18 protein-coding genes and 3 pseudogenes are annotated in these 21,039 nt (G+C 64.8%); 9 read left to right on the top strand and 12 right to left on the bottom strand.

Going from position 1 to position 21,039, the window contains the following annotated elements:
* Positions 1 to 62: 62 nt before the first annotated feature.
* The 7 genes and pseudogenes from OG272_RS43240 to OG272_RS43210 form a co-directional block, all read right to left on the bottom strand.
* Positions 63 to 536: a lipocalin-like domain-containing protein gene (locus OG272_RS43240; protein ID WP_405895830.1), complete on the bottom strand. Its 474-nt coding sequence runs from the start codon at positions 534 to 536 to the stop codon at positions 63 to 65.
* 810 nt (positions 537 to 1,346) lie between these two features.
* Positions 1,347 to 2,102, bottom strand: coding sequence for an SDR family oxidoreductase (locus OG272_RS43235; protein WP_326574303.1), 756 nt, complete (start codon positions 2,100 to 2,102; stop codon positions 1,347 to 1,349).
* Positions 2,103 to 2,397: 295 nt separating this feature from the next.
* Complete coding sequence (locus OG272_RS43230) at positions 2,398 to 3,411, bottom strand: zinc-binding dehydrogenase (RefSeq protein ID WP_405895829.1); 1,014 nt, start codon at positions 3,409 to 3,411, stop codon at positions 2,398 to 2,400.
* Between the two features lie 854 nt (positions 3,412 to 4,265).
* Positions 4,266 to 5,033 carry an SDR family oxidoreductase gene (locus OG272_RS43225; RefSeq protein WP_327726589.1) on the bottom strand — a complete coding sequence of 256 codons (768 nt, stop codon included), beginning with the start codon at positions 5,031 to 5,033 and terminating at the stop codon, positions 4,266 to 4,268.
* A gap of 81 nt (positions 5,034 to 5,114) precedes the next feature.
* Positions 5,115 to 6,577: pseudogene (locus OG272_RS43220) on the bottom strand (aldehyde dehydrogenase).
* A gap of 38 nt (positions 6,578 to 6,615) precedes the next feature.
* A complete protein-coding gene (locus OG272_RS43215; RefSeq protein ID WP_327726590.1) occupies positions 6,616 to 7,488 on the bottom strand; it encodes an NAD(P)-dependent oxidoreductase in 873 nt (290 codons plus the stop codon).
* A 42-nt stretch (positions 7,489 to 7,530) separates the two neighbouring features.
* Complete coding sequence (locus OG272_RS43210) at positions 7,531 to 8,289, bottom strand: glucose 1-dehydrogenase (protein WP_327726591.1); 759 nt, start codon at positions 8,287 to 8,289, stop codon at positions 7,531 to 7,533.
* Positions 8,290 to 8,410: 121 nt separating this feature from the next.
* Here OG272_RS43210 and OG272_RS43205 point away from each other — a divergent pair, with 121 nt between their 5' ends.
* Both OG272_RS43205 and OG272_RS43200 read left to right on the top strand, forming a co-directional pair.
* The gene (locus tag OG272_RS43205; protein ID WP_327726592.1) at positions 8,411 to 9,796 is read left to right on the top strand and encodes an MmgE/PrpD family protein; all 1,386 of its coding nucleotides are present in this window, start codon (positions 8,411 to 8,413) and stop codon (positions 9,794 to 9,796) included.
* Positions 9,797 to 10,161: 365 nt separating this feature from the next.
* The gene (locus OG272_RS43200; protein WP_327726593.1) at positions 10,162 to 10,653 is read left to right on the top strand and encodes an IclR family transcriptional regulator; all 492 of its coding nucleotides are present in this window, start codon (positions 10,162 to 10,164) and stop codon (positions 10,651 to 10,653) included.
* A gap of 1,453 nt (positions 10,654 to 12,106) precedes the next feature.
* On the opposite strand, the gene OG272_RS43195 is transcribed toward OG272_RS43200, so the two are convergent.
* The 3 genes from OG272_RS43195 to OG272_RS43185 form a co-directional block, all read right to left on the bottom strand.
* Positions 12,107 to 12,634 (bottom strand): cupin domain-containing protein, encoded by a 528-nt coding sequence (locus OG272_RS43195; RefSeq protein ID WP_327726594.1) that lies wholly within the window; start codon positions 12,632 to 12,634, stop codon positions 12,107 to 12,109.
* 348 nt (positions 12,635 to 12,982) lie between these two features.
* A complete protein-coding gene (locus OG272_RS43190) occupies positions 12,983 to 13,750 on the bottom strand; it encodes a glucose 1-dehydrogenase (protein ID WP_327726595.1) in 768 nt (255 codons plus the stop codon).
* Positions 13,751 to 13,843: 93 nt separating this feature from the next.
* Complete coding sequence (locus tag OG272_RS43185; RefSeq protein WP_327726596.1) at positions 13,844 to 15,283, bottom strand: sugar porter family MFS transporter; 1,440 nt, start codon at positions 15,281 to 15,283, stop codon at positions 13,844 to 13,846.
* A 69-nt stretch (positions 15,284 to 15,352) separates the two neighbouring features.
* Here OG272_RS43185 and OG272_RS43180 point away from each other — a divergent pair.
* From OG272_RS43180 to OG272_RS43150, 7 genes and pseudogenes are all read left to right on the top strand, one after another.
* A pseudogene (locus OG272_RS43180) lies at positions 15,353 to 15,857 on the top strand (IS5/IS1182 family transposase); the annotation flags it as partial.
* Positions 15,858 to 16,285: 428 nt separating this feature from the next.
* Positions 16,286 to 16,681, top strand: a complete 396-nt coding sequence (locus OG272_RS43175; RefSeq protein ID WP_327726597.1) for a nuclear transport factor 2 family protein — start codon at positions 16,286 to 16,288, stop codon at positions 16,679 to 16,681.
* Between the two features lie 66 nt (positions 16,682 to 16,747).
* Entirely contained in the window at positions 16,748 to 17,035 is a 288-nt protein-coding gene (locus tag OG272_RS43170; RefSeq protein WP_327726598.1) for a helix-turn-helix domain-containing protein, read from the top strand.
* Between the two features lie 15 nt (positions 17,036 to 17,050).
* Positions 17,051 to 17,230, top strand: a pseudogene (locus OG272_RS43165) (winged helix-turn-helix domain-containing protein); the annotation flags it as partial.
* Positions 17,231 to 17,337: 107 nt separating this feature from the next.
* Positions 17,338 to 17,481, top strand: a complete 144-nt coding sequence (locus OG272_RS43160) for a hypothetical protein (RefSeq protein ID WP_405895828.1) — start codon at positions 17,338 to 17,340, stop codon at positions 17,479 to 17,481.
* Positions 17,482 to 17,489: 8 nt separating this feature from the next.
* The gene (locus OG272_RS43155; RefSeq protein ID WP_405895827.1) at positions 17,490 to 17,786 is read left to right on the top strand and encodes an IS3 family transposase; all 297 of its coding nucleotides are present in this window, start codon (positions 17,490 to 17,492) and stop codon (positions 17,784 to 17,786) included.
* Positions 17,787 to 18,017: 231 nt separating this feature from the next.
* Positions 18,018 to 18,401, top strand: coding sequence for an IS3 family transposase (locus OG272_RS43150; protein ID WP_405895826.1), 384 nt, complete (start codon positions 18,018 to 18,020; stop codon positions 18,399 to 18,401).
* 26 nt (positions 18,402 to 18,427) lie between these two features.
* On the opposite strand, the gene OG272_RS43145 is transcribed toward OG272_RS43150, so the two are convergent.
* Both OG272_RS43145 and OG272_RS43140 read right to left on the bottom strand, forming a co-directional pair.
* Positions 18,428 to 19,927 carry an aldehyde dehydrogenase family protein gene (locus OG272_RS43145; RefSeq protein ID WP_405895825.1) on the bottom strand — a complete coding sequence of 500 codons (1,500 nt, stop codon included), beginning with the start codon at positions 19,925 to 19,927 and terminating at the stop codon, positions 18,428 to 18,430.
* 32 nt (positions 19,928 to 19,959) lie between these two features.
* Entirely contained in the window at positions 19,960 to 20,988 is a 1,029-nt protein-coding gene (locus OG272_RS43140) for a zinc-binding dehydrogenase (RefSeq protein ID WP_328224513.1), read from the bottom strand.
* Positions 20,989 to 21,039: the final 51 nt, after the last annotated feature.

Here is a 21,039-nt window from a genome sequence, read left to right as displayed (position 1 = left end):
CCCGTCAGAGATCTGACGGGGACTCATGAACAATCGAGGCCTGGTGAGCAGGTCCTGTTCGATCAGACGCGCTGATAAGTGGCGCGCCAGCCTTCTGCCGGATTCGGCGGTGTCAGGACGAGGGTGTTGCCCGATACTCGGAACGCGCGCGTCAGGCTCTGCCCGATGAGGTCACGCGCCAATGACGATTCGACGGTCACAACGAACGTCCTGGCGGCTTTGTCGATGGTAAAAGCCCCGTAGAAGGCTTCGTACCCGTTCTTCGTGTATGGCGTGTCGGGAGCGTTGGCGTCAGGGTTCATCGCCTGCACCGACATCGTGCCGGACTTGGTGAAAACGATCTGGCCGGAGTAGGGCACAGGTTGAAGGTTTCCCTCGGTGCCGACTTCCAAGGATGTCATACGCCACACGCCAACGAGGGAACCCGTACCGCGCTCAGTCGCGCTGGCCTGAGCGAAGAAAGGCACGGACACCAGGAGCGCAAGCGCCAGCGCCAGCGCCAGCCAGAGTCGCGGAACCCTGAGTTTTGTCATCATGCTTCGTCGATCTCCTCAGACTTCTCAGATGATAGAAGCGGCGAGTAGCAGATCCCCGCCATTCGTGAACATGCATGCGACCCCCGCGCAAACCGCCCGGATTCGACAGAGATCCCAGATTGCGGTTGCGGTTGCGGTTGCGGTGCACCGATTGCCCGGTTGCCCAAGTCATGGAATACCTCCCGCAAACGCAGCGGCGGTTCGGTTGCCATCGATCGGTGGGACACGCCTGGCCGTAACCGCTGACAACAGAATCCCCCGTATAGGGATTCGCTGCCCGGTCACGTCGAAAGAATCGCATCGCCCACTCTGTCTCCGGAAGGGAGAGTTTCCTCCCTGGATGCCTCAATCCCTGCAAAGAACAGACCAAAGACGGGCAAAGCGCCAGGAAAGGTTAATTGTCAAGAACACGCCATTCGATGATCGTCACCTGACGCCTTCGCATCCTCCGCCTCACAGCCCACCGGCGGGACCGAGGTGATCATGAACGACCAGGGCCGGCCGCCCGCCGCCCTGCCGCACCCGCCCGACCAGCACTCTGCCGTCCATGCGAGCAGCATCACCCCCGCCGGGGCCGTGGAACCCGGCGCCCATCCGACGCGGTAGACGGGGCCCTCAACTTGCCCACCGACCTCCGAACAAACCCAAACGGCCCGCCAGTCGAACCGGCGAGCCGTCACAAATTTCGAGGCTAGTGAGCCCCTCTCGCGGTGGGTGCGATCACGTACTCCAGCAGGACTTTACTGTCTGGCTCGACAACGCTTCCGGGACGGCTTGAGGATACCCGGTCGCCAGTCCTCTCTCGGCCGACTACCAACCGCCGTCGACCTGAATGTTCTGGCCAGAGATCAGGTCCGACACCGAAGTCGACAGGAATACGGCTGCGTTGGCGATGTCAACGGCCTCGATTCGGCGCTTGATACTTTGATTCTCGAGGATCCACTGGTGGTACTCTTCGCGCTTTTCACCTCGGTCCCGGAATTCAGCCTCCGAGACGACTGCACCAGGCGAGATGCCGTTCACGTTGATCAGGTATTCACCGAGCTCGCGGGCAAACCCTTTGATCAGGCCGTACATGGCCCCCTTGGAGGCGATGTACGGCACATAGCCGTCCCATCGACCTGTCAGGGTCAACGAGGTGATGTTGACGATCTTCCCGTAGCGCTTCATCTTCATCTGCTGGGAGCAGACACGTGACAGGACGAAGGCGGCCGATGAGTTCACCCGAACCTGGTCCTCGTATTCCTGGATGGAGAACTCATCGTGCTGCTTGAAGATAACCAGCGCTGCATTGTTGACCAGCACGTCGATTCCGCCGACCTCGTCGGCCAGCGCTGCCACATTGGCCTCCAGTCCGGCCAAGTCGTTCAGATCGGAGCCGAAATAACGCACGCCCTGAGCAATGCCGTCCAGTACCTTTTGCGGATCGGGCGCGTCCGGCCGATCCAGCGCGATTATGTTGGCACCCTCTTCGGCATAGCGGGCGACCAGCGCCTGCCCAATTGTGCCGAGGGCGCCAGTGATGAGGACATTCTTCCCGGAGAGTTCGGGCACGCGGTCTTCCATCCTCTTTTCCCTTTCTGTACATCACGTCGACTGACGTGGCTCTGGTTGAATCGTCCGGACAAATACGGAAGCTACCCTGATTGGCAGCGATTCAGTTACGTCGATATGGTTCACCATGTCCGATCCACCACGGCAACGCATTCTGGGTCGCTAGTACGGCTCGCGCACCGCATCTACGACATGACCATCCGGCCGATGGGGAAAGAGGCCGCCATCACACGAGTGGCTGCAAAGTCGTCGCCGACAATCGTTGATCAGGGCAACCGGTCATGGGCGGTTCTTTTTGCGGGGGTTACTACGGGATGAAGGCGCCCTTGCCCGACGTCTGCTTGTCGAACAGCTCATAGGCGTTCGCGTAATCAGTGAGCTTCCAGCGCTCGGTGAAGAGCTCATCGACATCGACGCCGCGTTCGACGACGAAGTTGGCGCAGGCCTCCATCGCCGGAATGGACATCGTCCACGAAGTCGTCGCGGTGATCTGCTTGTACAGGTGCTCGGCGAGGTCGAAGTGGATGGTCGAACCGACTCCGACCCAGCAGGCGGCACCCCACAGGTCCAACACGTGCAGCGCGGCTTGCGCGGCGGATGACGCGCCCGAGGTCTCCAAGCTCTTCGAGACGCCACGGCCGCCGGTGACATCGCGGACGGCGTCGGCGACCGACTCCACCTGCGCGGGGTTGATCGTCCGCCACGCACCGAACTCGTGCGCCCGTTTCAGGCGGGCGGGCGAGATGTCGAGGGCGACCACGCGGGCACCCATGGCGACGGCGAGCTGAGTGCCGGCCAGTCCGACCGGGCCCTGACCGAAGATTGCGATGGTGTCGTCGCCAGTCAGATTCAGGCGCTTGAGCGCCCCCCAGGCCGTTCCCGTGCCGCAACTGATGGCCGCAGCGGCTAGGTACGACAAACCGTCAGGCATGGGCAGGATCGCACTGAGCGGCACTTTGGCCAGGTCGGCGTGCGATCCGTGTGCGGTGTTACCCATGGCCACAGCTCCGTTGCGGCACATCTGGGTCCAGCCGGCGTGGCACTGGTCGCACTTGCCGCAGCCGAAGTAATGGTGAACCATGACCGACCGGCCGAGCCAGCTTCCGGGAACCTCCGAGCCCGCTTCGACGATCACACCGGCAGGTTCATGGCCGGCGATCCTGCCGTGCGTCCCACTCCTGGATCCGCGGTACATGTGCAGATCAGACCCACACATACCCGACGCCTCGATCCGGACGATGACCTCATCGGGTCCCGGTGTCGGGTCCGGAAGAGTCACCAGTTCGAGTTTGCGCTCGCCTCGAAACACGATCCCTTGCATGCCGCTCCTAAGGATGCGCTGCGATCGACAGGGCCGTTCCCGACCATAGTTAAAGATTTTACATACTGCGATTCAGTCAGACAATAGTCAGACTGTACCTTGCTTGGCAAGCCTTTCCCCTCATGCCCAGCACCAGCTGGCGATTCGAGCCCGCGGTCGAGACACCGAGGAGGGAGGGCGGTAGTCAGTGACTGACAGGCGCGGCATGCTCTTGGGGCTGATCACGTTTTCGACTGCGTCCGTCCGGACCTGGAAGCGCTGCCGCCCAGTGATGACGGGATCGCCACCAACTTGCGCCCCCTGTGGGCCCGGAGCGGTTGAGCTGCGTGTGCGGTCGATGACGCCGACCGAGTAGCTCGACGCTGCCATGGGGCCGCCACGCGAAGGGCGTAATGGCCCTCGCCGAGCTGGACGGGCCTCATCGAGGCGAGGTTCGCGAGCGTCCTGCGGCCGAGGTATCCCGCAGCCTGCTCTGCATGATGCAAAGCTGGGCGCCGAGTTCATCGCCGCAACGGGCAGCGACCTGGACGCATTCGGCAGTGCTGACCGGCTGGATGGCTTCGTGCCGTACGCCGAGTGGACCTCATAGGTGGGGTACCTCGGCCAGCCGCTCCAGCAGCGCGGGACCTCATCGGATACGGCCTCGGGTGCTCACGGAGTTGGCCAAGGGCCCGCCGGATCAGCGTAGATGCGCCGGCATGCACGGTCTTCCACGAATCGCGGGGCGCACCCCTGGTCTTGGCAGCACGTACCGAGCCGCGATCCTGGGCGCCACCGAGCTGACAAGGCCGCCACTCACCGGGCGTCACACGACGACACCGGAGCCCTGTTCGCGGAGCCAGGCCCCATGTCGGTCACACGTGCCGGTTCCATCCACCGTCGACATAGATCCGCTGTCCTGTGATGTACCCGGCCAGCGGAGAGCACAGGAAAGTGATGAGGTTGGCCGCGTCGGCGGGATCTCCGAAGCGCCCGGTTGGGATTTCCCGCTCGAGCCAGTCCTGCTGATCCTTTTCGGTAGGGACGAACTGAGGGATGAAGTTGTTCTTGATCTGGTCGGTCAGCAGGTAACCGGGCGAGACGCAGTTGACAGTCACGCCGTCCTTTGCCACCAGGCGGGAAAGGCCCTTCGCCCACATGAGGACGGCCGCCTTGGATGTGAGTGAGCCACTTACATGCTGCGGCTCCGATGTCGCGGTGAGATTGACGATTCGTCCGAACCCCCGTTCCCTCATGCCCGCGATGAATGGCGTGGTGAGCCTTCTTGGAGTCGTGAAGTTGAGACGGAACGCTTCGCTCCATTCCGCCTCAGTGGTCTCCAGGTCGAACGGTCGAGCCTGCCCCAGGTTGTTGACGACGATGTCGACGCCGCCGAACTCGTCCATGAGTCTCGCTGTGACACGGCCAAAGGCCCCGTCATCGAGGAGGTCGTCGATGATCAGCACGGGTGCCGGATCACCCTCCGCTCGAATCTCGTCGGCCAACGCCTCGAGTTCGGGGGCTCGCCGGGCGACCACGATGGTCTGTACTCCCTCGCGGGCCAGCGTCTTCGCGGTCTCTCGCCCGATGCCCGCGCTGGCTCCCGAGATCAGGGCTGTCTTGCCTCTCAGGCTCAGATCCACAGTGGCTCCTGTTTCCGTCCGCTTCGATGTGTGCTGACCACGGCCCGTCCTCGGACCTTCCCTGAGTGGGTACGCCCTTCGTCAGGCGCGTGGGTTGAACGGGTCGTTGATCGTTCCCCCGGTAGTGATCCACGCGGTCTTCACTTCGGTGTACTCGTGAAGCGCGTCGACGCCGTTCTCTCGCCCGGCACCCGACTCCTTGAAGCCGCCGAACGGGGCGACGTAGTTGACCTTGCGGTAGTTGTTGATCCAGACTGTGCCGGCTCGGAGCCGTCGGATCAGTCGATGAGCCCGCGACACGTCATTCGTCCAGACACCGGCGGCGAGGCCGAAAGAGGTGTCGTTGGCGATCTGCACAGCCTCGTCCTCGTCCCGGAAGCGAATCAGTGCCGCGACCGGGCCGAAGACCTCCTCCCGTGCGATGCGCATGTCGTTCGTGACCTCCGTGAACACGGTCGGCGCAATGAACAAGCCACGGCTCAGCGAAGGAGCGTCGGGACGTTTCCCTCCGGTGACAAGGCGTGCGCCTTCTCGCACGGCGATGTCCACGTAACCGAGGACCTTGTCGTACTGCGACCGGCATGCGACGGTGCCCATCTCACTCGCGGGGTCCATCGGATCGCCGATCTTGATCTCCGAGGCCCGCTGTGCAAGTACGTCGGCGAACTCGTCGTAGATGTCGTTGTGAACGAGCACTCGCGATCCCGCCATACAGGTCTGCCCGGTCGCCGCGAATATCCCCGCCATGACTCCGTTGACGGCGTTGGGAAGGTCAGCGTCCGGGAAGACGATGTTGGGGGACTTCCCGCCCAGTTCCAAGAACACCCGCGCCAAACGGGAGCCGGCTGTTGCCGCTATCTGCTTCCCCACGGCGGTGGACCCGGTGAACGAGATGTGGTCGACGTGTGGGTGCTCCACCAAGTGGCGCCCCGCTTACCGCCGCCCGAGACGACGTTCACGACACCCGGGGGGAATCCCGCTCTTTCGATCAGCCGGGCGAGATAGAGCGTGGAGACGGGTGTGATCTCCGAAGGCTTGGCAACCACAGTGCAGCCGGCCGCCAGGGCGGGAGCGAGCTTGGCGATCAGCTGGGCGATGGGGCTGTTCCACGGGGTGATCGCAGCCACGACACCGACCGGCTCGCGGAGCGTGAAGGCCTGCATGTCGGGATTGCTCACGGCGAGGGTATGGCCGATCGGATGCTCCGCAAGCCCGGCGAAGAAATAGCAGGCGTTGGCCTGCGCCTTGGCCTGATCCGCGACCTCACGCCATAGCTTGCCGTTCTCCTGGACCTGAAGCCGGGCGAGCTCCTCGGAATGCTCGCTGACAAGGTCCCCGAGTCTGCGCAGAAGACGCGCTCGCTCGAGAGGGGTGGAAGTCGACCAAGGTCCGTGCTCGAAGGCACGGCGCGCAGCGGCGACGGCGTCGTCCACGTCCTGCTTCGTGGCACGTGGGCAGGTTGCCCACGCCAGCCCCGTCACAGGGTTGAAGGACTCGAAAGTTCCCCGGTCGGAGGCTTGACGCCATTCGCCGTCGATCAGCATTGCGTCGGGCGTCATCGTGCTCGTATGTCCGGTGTCGGTCATGCGTCGTACCACTCGGCCATCATCCGGCTCTGGTCAGCGGTGGGGCCGAAACGTTCGATCGCCTGCTGTGTGAACTCCTGCACCAGGTTGCCGATCGGAGTCGAGTGGCCAAGGGCCTCCGCGAGCTCGTTCGCCAGGCGGACGTCCTTGAGCATGAGTTGGAGGGTGAACCCCTGTGGCTTGTACGCTTCTCCTGAGAGCAGCTGCGGAAATGTGTACTCCGTGGCGTAGTTCCGGCCGCTCGACCTGTTGATGACGTCGACGACGACCTCTTGCCTCATCCCTGCCGCGACTCCCAGACGGATGGTCTCCAACGCTGCAAAGCGGTTGCACGCGTTGAGCAGGTTGTTGACGAGTTTCATCGCGTGACCCGACCCGACCGGGCCGACATTGACCACCTCGGTCGTCACTTCATGAAGCAGGTCCTGGATCCCGGCAAAGACATCGGGGTCGGCACCAACCATGAGCGTGGCGGTTCCCTCGCGCGCCCTTCGCACGCCACCGGCGATCGGGGAGTCGACGTAGGTCACCTGCCGTTCCGAGAGCGTTGCCACCAACTCCGCGTCTGTGGCGGGGGTGCCCGTGGTGGTGTCGATGATGATCGTTCCCGCTGTGAGGCCGAACGCCAGGCCCTTGGGGCCCAGCAGCAGATCCTTCACCTGGAGAGGGCCGGGAAGGCAGAGGAAGATGGTCCGGCACTCCTCAGCGATCTCTTCCGGTGTCGCGAATCGAGCCCCCTGAGTCACCAACTCCGCGGCAGCAGCAGGGTTGTGGTCGCTGACCAGGAGGTCGTGACCGTTCACCAGCCGACTGGCGATCGAGGAACCCATCGCGCCCACTCCGATGAAGCCGATCCTGGCCATCCACATCTCTTTCTCGTCGAGTCCGAACCGCTCTCGGGCTGGACGGCGTCAAACCGTCTGCCCGCCGTCCACGACCATGGCGTGGCCCACGACGAAGGACGACGCATCCGACGACAACCACAGGACCGCGTCGGCGATCTCTTCGGGGGACCCCATCCGGCCGATTGGTTCTTGCGCTACAACCCGGGCACGGCCCTCGTCGGTGCCCCCAGTGAATCGGTCCATCATCGGGGTCTGGATGATCCCGGGGCACACGGCGTTGATCCGCACACCGAGCGCGGCGTAGTCGAGAGCCGCCGCCTTGGTCATGCCGACCACCCCGAACTTGGTCGCGCAATAGACGGCCTGGCCCGCGATACCAACCACGCCGGCGCCGGAGGCGGTGTTGACGATGGTGCCTCCACCTCCGGCGAGCATCGCGGGCACCTGGCTCTGCATGCACAGGAAGACGCCCTTGAGGTTGACCGCGATCAAGTGGTCGAGGTCGGTCGCGCTGATCTCGGCCAGGGGTGCGACCGGCTGCTCGATCCCGGCGTTGTTGAACGCTGCGTCGAGTCGGCCGAAGCTGTCGAGGGTCGCCTGGACCGCTCCCGAGACCGCCGCCTGAGAGGTCACGTCGCAGGTGAGCGCGATCGCGGTTCCGCCGCCCTTCTCAATCTGGCGAACGGTTTCCGCTGCACCCTCCTCGTCGATGTCGACCGCTGCCACCGAGGCACCGGCGCGCGCGAAGGCCGGCGCGGCGGCGCGGCCAATGCCCGCTCGACGCTCCGGCGACGAAGGCCACCTTGTTTGCGAAGTCCAGGTCATGGTCGCCCTCCAGCCTGGGACATTGCACCTTCACCAGGCATCACAACTATCACATCGGGGATACTGTCAGACCATAGACATATCGTAAAGTGTCTTGCACTCTCACGGAACGAGGTGCGGCATGCCCGGAACCGAACAAGACGCCTCTCACCACTTCGCAGCGATGGCAGCGACCGTCACCATCGAGGCTTTGGACAGCCCTGCGATCGAGGCGGCGAAGATGAGCATCCTCGACACCCTGGGTGTCGCCCTGGCAGCGAGTGGTGCGGAACCGGCGGCCCAAGCTCTCCTTGACTTGGTGAAGGGGGACGGCGGTCGGGGCGAAGCGTCTGTATGGGGGCTGGGTCTGCGGGTCCCGGCGGTGAACGCCGCCTTCGCCAACGGCGGCTTGGCTCACTGTCTGGACTTCGACGACCAAACGCCCTGGGGTCAACACGCCGCGAGTTCGGTGGTGCCGACTGCCATGGCTGTGTCTGAGCGCAAGGGTTCGGTGACCGGCGCCGACCTGATCGCTGCCGTCGCGGCCGGACAGGACATCTTCGCCCGCCTGCGGTGCCACGTCGGATGGCGCAAGGACTGGAACCTGTCCAGCGTTCTCGGCATCTACGCCGCGACTGCCGCGGCGTCCCGCGTGCTGGGCCTGTCTGGCTCCGCCCTCCAGCATGCGCTCGGCATCGCAAGTCAGCAGTCCGCCGGGGTCATGGAAGTCATCGCCGGCACGGGCAGCGACCTCAGGGCGCTCTATGCGGGATTCTCGGCGCGAGGCGCCGTCACAGCTGCGCTGCTGGCCGAAAAGGGCCTAACTGGCGTTGACCGACTGTTCGAAGGCCCCGTCGGCGTCTTCAACACCTTCTTCGCTGGTCAGTACGATCGCGAGCTGATGCTGGCCGAACTCGGTAGCGACTACCGAGGCGCAGGCACCTTGTACAAAACCTGGCCCTCGGTCGGAACATCGCACAGCCATATTCACGCGACGATCGAGCTCATGTCGGAACACGACCTGGAGCCAGAAGCCATCGAGGAGATTCGCGTCTTCGTGGGGGACTACCACAACCTCATGTGCACCCCTCTGGACGTCCGAAGGGCGCCGCAGACACTTGTCGACGCAAAGTTCAGCCTCCCGTACCTCATTGCACTGGCAGCCGTTCATGGGTCGGTCAGGCTCGCACATTTCACCGAGGAGGGAGTCCGCGACCGGCGAGTCCGCGCCACAGCCGCCAAGGTCGTCCCCGTCGAGGACAGTTCCCTCGACTGGAAGCTCGAACTCCCTCCGGGGCGCATCGAGATGACGACCACAGACGGCCGGACTTTCGCCAAGCACGGGGCCGGTTATCCAGGTAGTCCGGATAAGCCCACCACGTGGGATGACCTGTCAGGAAAGTTCCGGGACTGCGCAGCCGCTGCGGCATGCCCTCCTCCGCCTGAACAGGTCGAGGTCGTCATCGAACTGATCAAGAACCTGGAATCCGTTGCCGACGTTGCTGAGATCAGTCGGCGTCTCGCGTGAGGAGCCTGCTTCCTCAGCATCAGAGGGCGCATCGCATACCGCGGTGGACGCGCGCCACTGTGCCACTGCTCCCGAACGACGCCGGGAGGCAGGTCGGCGGCCGGCCTCACGTTTGCGCCATCGGCATTGCCCTCCCTGGCCAGGCTCGGCCGCTGCACGCGTGCGAATGCAGGTGATGGTCGCGTCCACGGCCCCCCAAGCCCGGGAAGCAAGGGAGGGGATGGACGAACAAGATCACCGGACGCTACAAAAGCCGGAGCAGCTCAGTCGCCAGTGGGCCCGGTTTCCGGCTCAGCGGCAAGCTGATCCAGCTCGGGGCCCTCGCATCCGCAAGCACTGATCTGGCGACCGTATCGGAACGCCACATGCAGGCGCTGGTCGAGGAGTTGAGCGAGACGTGCCACGTGGGTGTGCTGGAAGGGCACGCCGCCGTGACAGTCGCCCTAGTGGACGGCTCGTACGCCGTGCGCATGCACTCCTGGGTCGGCAAACGCGACGAGGCCCACACCACGGCGATGGGCGAGGTGTTGCTGGCAGCCCTGCCGGAGTCCGAGCTGCACGCGCTCTACCCGGACGGCCCGCTGATCCGGCGCACGGACACCATGATCTCCACCGCCGCGGAGCTCCGGAAGCATCTGACAGTGGTTCGCGATAGCGGGTTCGCGCTCGACGACGAAGAGTACGAACACAGCTTGCGCGCGGTGGCGGCACCCATCCACGACCGCACCGGTGAAGTGATCGCGGCAGTGGCCATCTCGGGCGCCGCTTCTCGGCCGGCGAAGCCGCAACTGGACAGCTCCGTCGAGAAGGTCCGAGGGTGTGCGGCGAAGATCAGCGCCGAACTCGGTGCCCCCTGAAGCGGCACCCTTGCCGGTCGGCGAGACCGGCTGACCGGGGCCCCAGGGCGTGTCGCGGCCTGCACCGGTCCCCGGCCCTCAAAGGCATCGAGGCGGCCATCGAGCCGACCAAAGCCCTGTCCGGAGGCGGCGCACGCAGGCTGTGTCCGCGATGATCAGAGAGTCTTTGGCGGCCGTTTTCCCTCGCCGCAATAGCCCTCGGAGGCCCGCTTCACGCTTCGGCGCGGCACATAGGTGACGTGCCGGCCGGGTGCGGCGAACATGACCGGTGGCAGGGCGGCGATCCTGCCCTGCAGGTCCACCGCCATCGCAGGCGCTCGGCCGCGTCGCGGACCGCGGCGATCAACCAAGGAGCGATGACCGCAGTCTCAACCAGCACGTCACAGCGTCCCGGAGGAGCAGGTGGCCATGCGACGAACGTCACCACACCGGCGTCTGGGCATCAGCCATGGCTGGTCCTCCCGAACCACCCCCGATTCCTGAGTGTGCGGTAGACGCATCCGGATGAGACTCGTGATGAGCTCGTGATCAACTCTCTGTGAAGTTCCCGCTGTTGCTTCCGCATGTGGAGACAAGAGGGCGGCAGCGGCTGCTGAGGCTCGGGAACGGGGACACGGCGGTGTCCGGGCCGGGGGGCGCACCCGAGGCGATCTACCGGTTCATCTACGCGATGCTCCTCGGAGGCTCGTCCGGCGCGGAATCTTCCTGCGTCCCCTCAGTCCCCTCAGCACTCTGACCCACTCCTGGTAAGAGGAACGGAGGTATACACGAACGTTGCCGGTCGGGTTTGCACATTTCGGAGATCATGCATGCTATCCCGCAATACGACCGAGTCTCCGACGCCGAGCGTCACCTCGCCGTCTTCCAGGATGACGATCAGTTCATCGCTGAGCATCGTGATCACATGCAAAGAAGGGCCTGTGTGGAGATCCGGTTCTGCGAGCTCGTCGCCGTTCGCGGTCGGCACCGTAAGGATCCGCACGATGCTCCTTCGGTCGGTGCGGCAGGCCCCAGCGTCCAGTCGGGCTTCGGCCGATCGTCCGCTGCGGCGGGGATACCTCGCTGTTGCCACACCTCCCGCAGCAGGATTCCATTGGGGAGCCGAGTGCAGGGCATGTCCCGCTCGTCGGCGACGACCGTGGACGCCCCGGTGTCGTTGATGCCCACGATCACGCGACGAGCAAAGGGGGACAGGTCAGGGTTCTCGCGGTGCATGGGGTTGTCCCTTCTGGTGGCGCGGGCATCCACGGGTGCACAGGTGCTCATCCGACGGGCGACGGGTTGGGAGCGTCAACCCACAGGTGGAGTAGCCGCGTTGTTCCCTGTTCTGCCGCGCTCGACCTGCCTCACGCCGTGGCCCAGTGGGTCACGGTGTCATCGTCACCCTGTTGTCGTTCACCGCCGCAGCCGTCCGCACCCTGTAGTGGCAACGCTGCAAGAGGTCAATGGAGGGTCAGCGGATCACGCTGATGTGAACCGCTGAGACCACGCAGGGCCTGTCGGTCCGATTTCGCCAGGCGTGCTTGGTGCCGCGCTGAATGATGGTGTCGCCCTGTCTCATGGTCGTCTCGCCCGCGTCGAGCAGAACGCACGCCTCCCCGGAAATCACGGTGACGATATCGATCGTGTCCGTCGTGTGCATACCGGGGGCATCCGTGGGATCGACCGCGTCCCCGGCACCCGACTCCGCCAGGATCCGCGCATAGCCTCCCTCGTAGTCCCATTCACTGTCGGGAGCAAAGGCCGTGATGACGTAGTTGTACCCGGCCGGCGGCGGCGGGATGATCGAGGCGCCGCCGGGACCGTTCGGCGCCATCACCGGCGTCGGCACTTGCGTCGCCTGCCACAGGTGATTGCGGGTGTAGCCGTCGGCGACGAGTCGGTCAGTCGTCGGACCGTCACTCACGAACGTCGACCTGCCGTCGGCATCAAGTGCGGTGACGATCAAGCGCGACTGAAATTCGCGATGCTCTCCAGCCATGATTGTGGACCCTTCCATGTTGTGATCTGTATTCCACCGAACGAGGCGGGGGCGGAGCACACTGTGAACGCACCGCCCGGCGGAGAGCGCGGGCATACCGCAGCCTCCGCCGTTTCAGGAGCACATCGCGCTCCTCAGGAATGGCGACGACTCGGTGACGGCCACGATCGGGAAGGAGCCCTCACCGACATCAAGGACAAGGGGCGCACTCCGCCCCGACGTCCGGAGGTCGCGGCTCCCTGGTGCGGGTCTGCTCCGGCGGACGACCGCGCCTCGTACGAAGTCGCATCTCGCGATTCCGTCGGCCTGAACCCTCGTGATGGGTCCGGACCGACGGACAGGCGCGAGTCAGATGCCGACCGTCTGGCCGCCGTCGATGACCATTGCATGGCCGGTCGCGAATGCGCCGAGATCAGAAGAAAGCCAGAGCACCGCGGAAGCGATCTCCTCGGGCCTGCCCATCCTGCCGACGGGTTCCTGACCGATCACTCGGGCCCGGCCTTCGGGGGTGCCGCCGGAAAACCTGTCCATCATCGGGGTCTCGATGATGCCCGGGCAGACCGCGTTGACCCTGACGCCCTGCGCGGCATAGTCCAGGGCCACCGATTTCGTCAGGCCGATCAGTCCGTGCTTGGCGGCGACGTACGCGGCCTGACCTCCGATACCGACGACGCCCGCGCCGGACGAGGTGTTGACGATAGAGCCGCCGCCGTTCTCGAGCATTGCGGGGATCTCATACTTCATGCACAAGAAAGCGCTACGCAGGTTGACGTCGAGCAGCCGTGACCACTCATCCTCGGAGATGTCGACGAGGGGGGCCGGCGGCTGTTCGATGCCGGCGTTGTTGAACGCGACATCGAGGCGACCGAATTCCTGGACCGTCCGATTGACAGCGGCCTGGATGTCGCTGGAGGAGGTCACGTCGCACTTGACGGCGAGCACCCGGCCACCGTGCTCGGCGGCGATCCGAGCCGTCTCTTCGTTGCCGACCGTGTCGATATCGGCCACCACCACGTCGGCGCCTTCGGCCGCGAACGCTGTCGCCGTGGCGCGGCCGATGCCGCTACCGGCCCCGGTCACGAAGACGACCTTTCCGGCGAACCTGCGTGCAGTCATCTTGGGTCTCACTTTCTGTCATGAGGGAACCCGGTATCTGCCGATCCGGCGGGTCGGACCGGCAGATACCGAGGAGGGCGGGGTGGCGTCAGGTCAGGGGCGCTCGGTAACCGTGCCGGTGTAACGGTCACGCAGTTCAACCTCGAGCTCTTCCAAGGTGCGTCCCTTGGTTTCCGGAATCCAACGAACTGCGAACAGCGCCGCCAGAACGTTGAGCACCATGAATCCGGAGAATACTGCCATCGATCCGATCCGCTCGGCGAGGATCGGGAAGAGGAACGAGATGAGGGAATTGGCGAGCCACAGCCCGCCGAGGGAAGCGCCCATGGCGAAGCCGCGGATCGGCAACGGGAACAGCTCCGAGAGCACGAGGAAGCCTGTGGTGCCCAGGAAGGTCACCATGAACGCCGTCACGAGCAGCATGAAGAACAGGATCAGGTACGAGCGCAGGTCCGAGTCGGGCAGCAGATACGTGACGAGGAGCCCCAGGTGTGAGGCGGCGACACCACCGAAACCGAGCAGCATCATCTTGCGACGCCCCATCACACCGAGAATCCACATACCCACCACCGTGCAGACGATCATCGTGATGCCGACGGTGACGGAGGCGAGCAGTGACGCGGATCGGGTGAGGCCGGAGTCCTCCAGCACGGTCGGCGCGTAGTACATGACCACGTTGATGCCTGTGGTCTGCTGGGCCATCGCCAGGATGATGCCGATCAGGATCAGACGCTTCATCCACGGCTCACTGCGCAGAGTGGCGAAGACGGAGATCTTGCCCTGGATCTCGTCCGCTTCGACGATGGCAGTGATCTGCTTGTACTCGGCCTCCACCCGGCTGGCGACGTGCGCCCGCTGCAGAGTGAGTCTTGCCTCCGACCACATCTTCTTGCTCGCGTACCAACGAGGGGTGTCGGGCAGGCTGAGCATGCCGACAAGAAGCCCGACGGCCGGAATGACAGCGACGCCGAGCATGTAGCGCCACACGACATGGTCGTTGATCAGGTTGGCGAGCACCGCGTTCATGACGAATGCCAGGAACAGGCCTATGACCAGCATGAGTTGGTTCACCGTGACGATGCGGCCCCGCTGCGAGGCCGGCGCCATCTCGGCGAGGTACAGCGGAACGACGACGGATGCGACGCCGACGGCGTAGCCGAGCGCGATGCGCGCCACGATCAGGAAGGCGACGCTGGGAGCCAGAGCACAGGCGACCGTACTGATCACGAAGATCACGCCGGCGATGACCAGCGACTTCTTCCGCCCCACACGGTCAGCGATGGGGCCGCCCAGAAGCGCACCCGCCGTCGCACCGGGGAAGAGCAGCGAGGTGACGACAAGCCCCTCGGTGACGGCGGTCAACTGGAAGTCCTCGTTGAGGTACACCAGCGCGCCCGCGATCACGCCCGTGTCGAAACCGAAGAGCAGACCACCCAGGCTGGCGATCACGGTCAGCCGGAGCATGAATGTTCTCGGGTCCTCGCGACCACCCGTGGGGGTCAGGATTTGTGTGGGGGTTGAGGTGTCGGACACAAGGTCTCCCTAGAGGTCGTCCCGTAACCACGAGGTGATGGTTGGTGCGTTGGTCGGGTATGGGCGGGGGTGTTCTCGGCTGAAGATCCGAAGTGGATCGGGCCGTTCTTCGGACTGATCAAGGTGCGATCGCCGAACTCGTCGCGCTGGTGCGGCGGCGTGGTGGTGATGATGTTCAGCCGGGCGGGGTGCGGTGGCTGCCGTTGGCCGACCGTGTGGTGCTCGTGGTGGCGACCTATCGGCGTTGCAACCGCGCGCTGCGGCAGGTGGCGCCGTAGTCCGAGGTGTCGAGGCCGGCGGCGGGCCGGATCCTCGATCCCTTGCCGGCGATCTCGCGGGCCGTCGGCTCCGCAAGGACGCCGTCTCCCACAAAAACGGCACGAACCATCGCTTTTCTACCAGCTCCCAGGTCGTCGTCGCCGTCGACAGCCGCTCGGCCATGGCGGTCGGCCCGCTTCCCGGCGGTCGAGCGACTGTCGGGCCTGCACGGAAATCCGGGATCGGCCGGGCCTGCCGCGGTGCACCGACGATCGCTGACGTCGGCTACCAGGGCGGGGGGCCTGCTCGGCATCGCTCGGCTCCACAACCTGGCCCTGACCCGATAACTCATGCCCCGCACGGGACAACCTTGTGGGCCGGGCTGAGGGTATGAGTTCCGCACGGGTCGATCGACATTGTTCGGTCATGCGTCTTACTGCCTTTGGCCTGGTGTTTCGGTGCCCAGTGGCACGGACGTGACGCCCTGTGGGTGCACGGCTCGTTCGCGCCGAGGTGGACCGTCTTGATCAAGGCAAGCTGCTTGCTCTGCCTTGACAGTTGGGGCGAAGCGCCCCCGGCTCAGCTGTGACGGTGCACACATTCCCTCGTTGCAAGCCGGACGTTATCCTGCATTGTGGGATTCAGTCAATGGTTCGACTGATCGGCCCGCCTGCGGCGGAGTGACAGGGGTTACGGACAATGCGGGCAGCCCGGCAAAGATCTACACGGAAAGGTCTGATCGCGTTGCGCGCAAGCACCGAAACAGTGAGGCTGCTGACCGAGTACTACGCGGCCATGGAGGCGAACAGCCCCCAGGAGTTCGGCTCCTACTACGCGGAGGAAATGACGCTGACGTTCGGAAACAGCCCAGAGATCAAGGGGCGAGAGAACATCATCTCCGCCTTGCGCGGCAAGCTCGACGAGGTCCTCTCGCTCGGACACGACCTCGTGAACGTGTGGGAGGAGGAGGGCGGGGTCGTCTTCTTCGAGTCCATCGGCCGTTGGACGCTTCACGATGGGACGGTGATCGAGATCAAGGCGGCTTCCAAGATCACCATTGCCGACGGCAAGTTCGTCGATCAGCGGATCTACGTGGACAACGCCCCCGTATTCGAAGCCTTGGAGCGACAGAACGGCTAGAGATCTTTAAGGGTGTGGGTTACGCGGGGTCGTGACGGCTGTCGTGGGCCGCGCTATGCCAGAGGGATGAGGTATCCCGATGGCGGAGGGCTGACAGCTGACGAGCGGGTTCGGCGTGAGCGGGTCCGGTTGGCGGCCGCCGATCTGATCGAGGCAGGTGCCAGTGACCGGGAGGTGGCCCGGCGGTTCCGAGTGACCCGGATGTCGGCGAACCGCTGGCGGCGGGCGTTGGCTTCGGGCGGCCAGCAGGCCCTGGTCCTCCAAGGGCCCGGCAGTGCCCGCTGTAAGCTCGATGCGAGTCAACTGCGTGTTCTGGAAATGGTGTTGGATGCCGGGCCGGTCGCTGCCGGCTAGAGCGACCAGTGCTGGACTCTTGCGAGGATCGCGGAGGTCGTGCGACGCCGGTTCGGCGTGGAGTACACCCTGGCCGGGCTGGACCTGCTGCTGCACCGCATCGGCTGGAGTGTGCAGGTCCCCTCACGCAAGGCCACCGAGCGGGATGAGGAGAAGATCGCCGCCTGGAAGGACGAGCAGTGGCCCGTCATATAAGGACGGCGGCGGACCTGGGCGCCTGGCTCTGTTTCGAAGACGAAGCCGGCCAGGGGCTGAGGCCGCCCAAGGGCCGTACCTGGGGCCGACGCGGGCACACACCCGTCGTGCGGGTTACCGCCGTGGGCAGCAAGCGCGTCTCCATGGCGGCGCTGATCTGCATCAAGTCCGGCCACCGGTCCCGGCTGATCTACCGCATCCACCTCGACCGCGGCCCCGCCAAAGACCGGCGCAAGGGCTTCAAAAGCTGACGCATGGTGTGGCTGACGAGCACCCGCACCTGGGGGTCGAGCCCGTGCTGCGGGAACTGCACATCCCCTCTTCCACCTACTACCGCTGGTGCCAGGCCGAGAAGGACCCCTGCGAGCGGATCCACCAGGATTCCGGCGGGATCTACGGATCGCCCAGGATCCATGCCGTCCTGAAGCGCGAGGGCGTCCATGTCGGCCGCAAGCGGGCCGGCCTGGCTCATGCGCCAGGCCGGCCTGGCCGGGATCAGCCCCCGCAGGAGCAAGAGCTTCACCCGCCGCGACCCAGACGCCGACCTCGCCCCTGACCTGGTGCAACGCGACTTCACGGCACACGCGCCGAACCGGCTGTGGGTCACCGACCTGACCATGATCCCCACCCTGGAGGGGCCACTGTGGCTGTCGGCGATCCGCGACGCCTTCTCCCGCAGAGTCGTGGGCCGCCCCGGCGACTTCATCGGCGACCGACCCGTCAACTCCGTCATCCAACCCGCTGGTCGTCCCACAACACACCTCTCTGAACAGGAGTGTTGCTACAAATGGTTGAACCCGGTCAATACACGTCCATCAAGCTCACAACACGCTTGGTCGGAGCAGGTGTTCAAGCGTCCATGGGCTCGGTCGGCGACTCTTTCGACAATGCCCTGGCGGAGAACCTGTGGATGCTGGTCAAGACCGAGTGCATCCGCGGACGGACTTTCGGCACCAGAGCCGAAGCGAATCTCGCGCTCTTCGAGTACATCGACGGCTTCTACAACCCCCGCCGCATCCCAAAAGCGCCTCGGCTACCTCAGCCCCATCGAGTTCGAAGAGAAGCACTACGCCGACCAGACAACGGCCGAACCAGTGAATCTGAAACCACGTCAACCCGCCCTGACCCGCTAGTCAGCCACTCCCGCGCAGCGGGGGAACCTCACTTATGACGCCGACAGCACACGGGGCCGCACGGTCACAGTTCCATGTAGACACTCTTGGTGTACAGATAGGTGTCCATGTGCGCGGCACTGCCCTTGGAGCCGTACCCGCTCAGCTTCGTTCCGCCGAATCCGACCAGTGGATCGATGTGGCCGTAACAGTTCACCCACATCGTGCCGGTGTGCACGCCGTGGACCACGCGAAGTGCGGTGGACAGATTCTGTGACCACACCGCTCCGCCGAGACCGTAGTCGCTGTCGTTGGCGACGGCGATGGCCTCGTCCACGTCATCGAACGGCAGGATCGACAGAACGGGGCCGAAGATCTCTTCGCGAGCGATCCGCATCTCATTGGTCACACCGCCGAAGACGCTCGGCTGCACGAAGTATCCGTTCTCGAACTCACCCCCGAGCCGCCCGCCGCCGCGGAGCAGTTCAGCCCCTTCGTCCCGCCCGACATCGATGTAGGACAGCACCTTGTCCAACTGGGGCTGGGAGACGACCGGGCCCAACGTGACGGCGGAGTCCAGGCTGTTTCCGACCCGCAAGGTATCCATGAACGTCAGCAGCCGCTCGGTGAACTCGTCGACGACGGACCGCTGGACGAGCACCCGAGTCCCGGCGAAACAGATCTGACCGGAGTTGGCGAAGACTCCCATCGCCGCTCCCGGCACCGCCTTGTCCAGGTCCGCGTCCGCGCACACGATGTCCGCCGACTTGCCGCCCAGTTCCAGCTGCAGCTTCTTGATGTTCACGGCGGATGCCCGGATGATGCTGCGGCCGGTCTCGGTCGAACCGGTGAAAGCGATGCGGTCTACATCGGGATGGGCCGCCAGCGCATGGCCGGCTTCCTTGCCCAGACCGGTGACGACATTGATGACCCCCGCCGGCACTCCGGCTTCGTGCAGGATCTCGGCCACCCGCAGCACCGACAGAGATGCCTCCTCGGACGGCTTGAGCACAGCCGTGCACCCGCTGGCCAGAACAGCACCGATGATCCAGAACTGCCCGTTGAGGGGGCCATTCCAGGGAATGATTCCGCCGACGACCCCGACCGGGGCCTTCAACGTCATCGTGGCGACATTGCCGGGGATACCGTTCATCAGGGTCTCCCCTGTGATGTTCGCCGCCTGAGAGACGAAGAACGACAACATCTTCATCAGGGCCGGCTTGCTGTTGCGCAGCCTGGAGACAGGGGCGCCCATGTCCATGGCCTCGATCTGAATCAGTTCCTCGAATCTCTCGTCGAGGATCTGGGCGATGCGCGTCAGCAACGCCTGGCGTTCGTAGGGAGTCCAGGTGCTCCACCGGCCGTTGAATGCCTTGCGTGCGGCGAGGACCGCGCGGTCGACGTCGGACTGATCGCCGGCGGCAAGCAGCGTCAGGACCTCACCGGTCGACGGATTGACGGTGGTCAGTGTCTGTCCAGACGCGGCCGGGACGCTCTGGCCGTCGATGAAGAGTTGGTGCACGTCGCGGGAGAAAAAGCTCCGGGCCTGCTCGCACAGAGGGGAGCTTTGCTGGGATGTGGTCATGGGTGTCCTCTCACCTAACCTGTGATGCTGCGTCAGTCAAAGATGAAGACGCCCTTGCCGATCTTTCGTCGATCGAACAGCTCGTAGGCCCGCTCCGCCTCGTCCAGCTGGAACTCATGCGTGAACAGCGATTCCACGTCCAGGCCGCGCTCGGCCACGAACAGGGCACACTCCTCCTGCAGGTTCTTGCTGAAGGTGAGTGAGCCTACGACGGTCTTCTGCAGCTGGATGAGTTCCTCGCTGTCCAGCTCGATCGGGCCGAAGACTCCGACCATGCACGCGGTTCCCCAGCGTCGGAGTGCCTGGACGGCTTGACGACGCACAGTGGGGTTGGCGCTGCATTCGAGGGACTTGTCCGCCCCTTCGCCGTCGCGGGTCAGTTCCCGAACAGCGGCCACAGGGTCATGCTCCTGCGCGTTGACGACGTGGTCGGCACCGAACTGTTTGGCCATATGCAGCCGGGAGGGCTCGACGTCGACGGCGACGACCCGAGCACCGAAGGCCTTGGCCAGCATGGTGCAACTCAGACCCACGGGCCCCTGACCGAAGATCGCCACCGTCTCGTCGGCGGACAGGCCGACCCTCTTGAGGGCCGCGAAGGCCGTTCCGGTGCCACATGAGATGGCCGCACCGGTCTTGAACGACAGTGCGCCGGGCAGACGGATGAGCGTGTGCGCGGGAACCTTCATGAAGTCGGCGTGTCCACCGTCGCCGTCCAGCCCGCCGTACACCGTGCGCGCATTCGGACAGTGCTGCGTCCAGCCGGAACGGCAGTATCGGCAGGTACGGCACCCGTCGTAGTGGTGGACCATGACCCGGTCCCCGTCCTTGGCCTCGCTGGGGCGCACGGCGTCACCGACAAGCTCGACGGTCCCACACGGCTCATGTCCTTCGATCACCAGCTCGGATCCGGTGCGCAGCGGGCCGTGGAGGTGATGGAGGTCGCTCCCGCACATGCCGGAGGCCTTCATACGGATCACCACTTCATCAGGCCCGGGCACCGGATCGGGGACCTCACGGAGATCGAGCTTGCCTTCGCCCAGGAAGAGAACTGCTTTCATGATCACAATCCCGTGTTGTCGAACGAGTCCAAGAACATGCGGGCGCCCGGG

Source organism: Streptomyces sp. NBC_00104 (assembly GCF_045160825.1).
GTDB lineage: Bacteria > Actinomycetota > Actinomycetes > Streptomycetales > Streptomycetaceae > Streptomyces.
Note: the sequence above shows the minus strand (reverse complement) of the source record. Positions and strands in the feature narration are given on the sequence as shown.

Excerpts from the sequence above, each read along its gene's own strand:
- OG272_RS43240 (WP_405895830.1), bottom strand. The coding sequence starts at position 536 with ATGATGACAAAACTCAGGGTTCCGCGACTCTGGCTGGCGCTGGCGCTG.
- OG272_RS43235 (WP_326574303.1), bottom strand. The coding sequence starts at position 2,102 with ATGGAAGACCGCGTGCCCGAACTCTCCGGGAAGAATGTCCTCATCACT.
- OG272_RS43230 (WP_405895829.1), bottom strand. The coding sequence starts at position 3,411 with ATGCAAGGGATCGTGTTTCGAGGCGAGCGCAAACTCGAACTGGTGACT.
- OG272_RS43215 (WP_327726590.1), bottom strand. The coding sequence starts at position 7,488 with ATGTGGATGGCCAGGATCGGCTTCATCGGAGTGGGCGCGATGGGTTCC.
- OG272_RS43210 (WP_327726591.1), bottom strand. The coding sequence starts at position 8,289 with ATGACCTGGACTTCGCAAACAAGGTGGCCTTCGTCGCCGGAGCGTCGA.
- OG272_RS43205 (WP_327726592.1), top strand. The coding sequence starts at position 8,411 with ATGCCCGGAACCGAACAAGACGCCTCTCACCACTTCGCAGCGATGGCA.
- OG272_RS43200 (WP_327726593.1), top strand. The coding sequence starts at position 10,162 with ATGCAGGCGCTGGTCGAGGAGTTGAGCGAGACGTGCCACGTGGGTGTG.
- OG272_RS43195 (WP_327726594.1), bottom strand. The coding sequence starts at position 12,634 with ATGGCTGGAGAGCATCGCGAATTTCAGTCGCGCTTGATCGTCACCGCA.
- OG272_RS43190 (WP_327726595.1), bottom strand. The coding sequence starts at position 13,750 with ATGACTGCACGCAGGTTCGCCGGAAAGGTCGTCTTCGTGACCGGGGCC.
- OG272_RS43170 (WP_327726598.1), top strand. The coding sequence starts at position 16,748 with ATGAGGTATCCCGATGGCGGAGGGCTGACAGCTGACGAGCGGGTTCGG.
- OG272_RS43150 (WP_405895826.1), top strand. The coding sequence starts at position 18,018 with ATGGTTGAACCCGGTCAATACACGTCCATCAAGCTCACAACACGCTTG.
- OG272_RS43145 (WP_405895825.1), bottom strand. The coding sequence starts at position 19,927 with ATGACCACATCCCAGCAAAGCTCCCCTCTGTGCGAGCAGGCCCGGAGC.
- OG272_RS43140 (WP_328224513.1), bottom strand. The coding sequence starts at position 20,988 with ATGAAAGCAGTTCTCTTCCTGGGCGAAGGCAAGCTCGATCTCCGTGAG.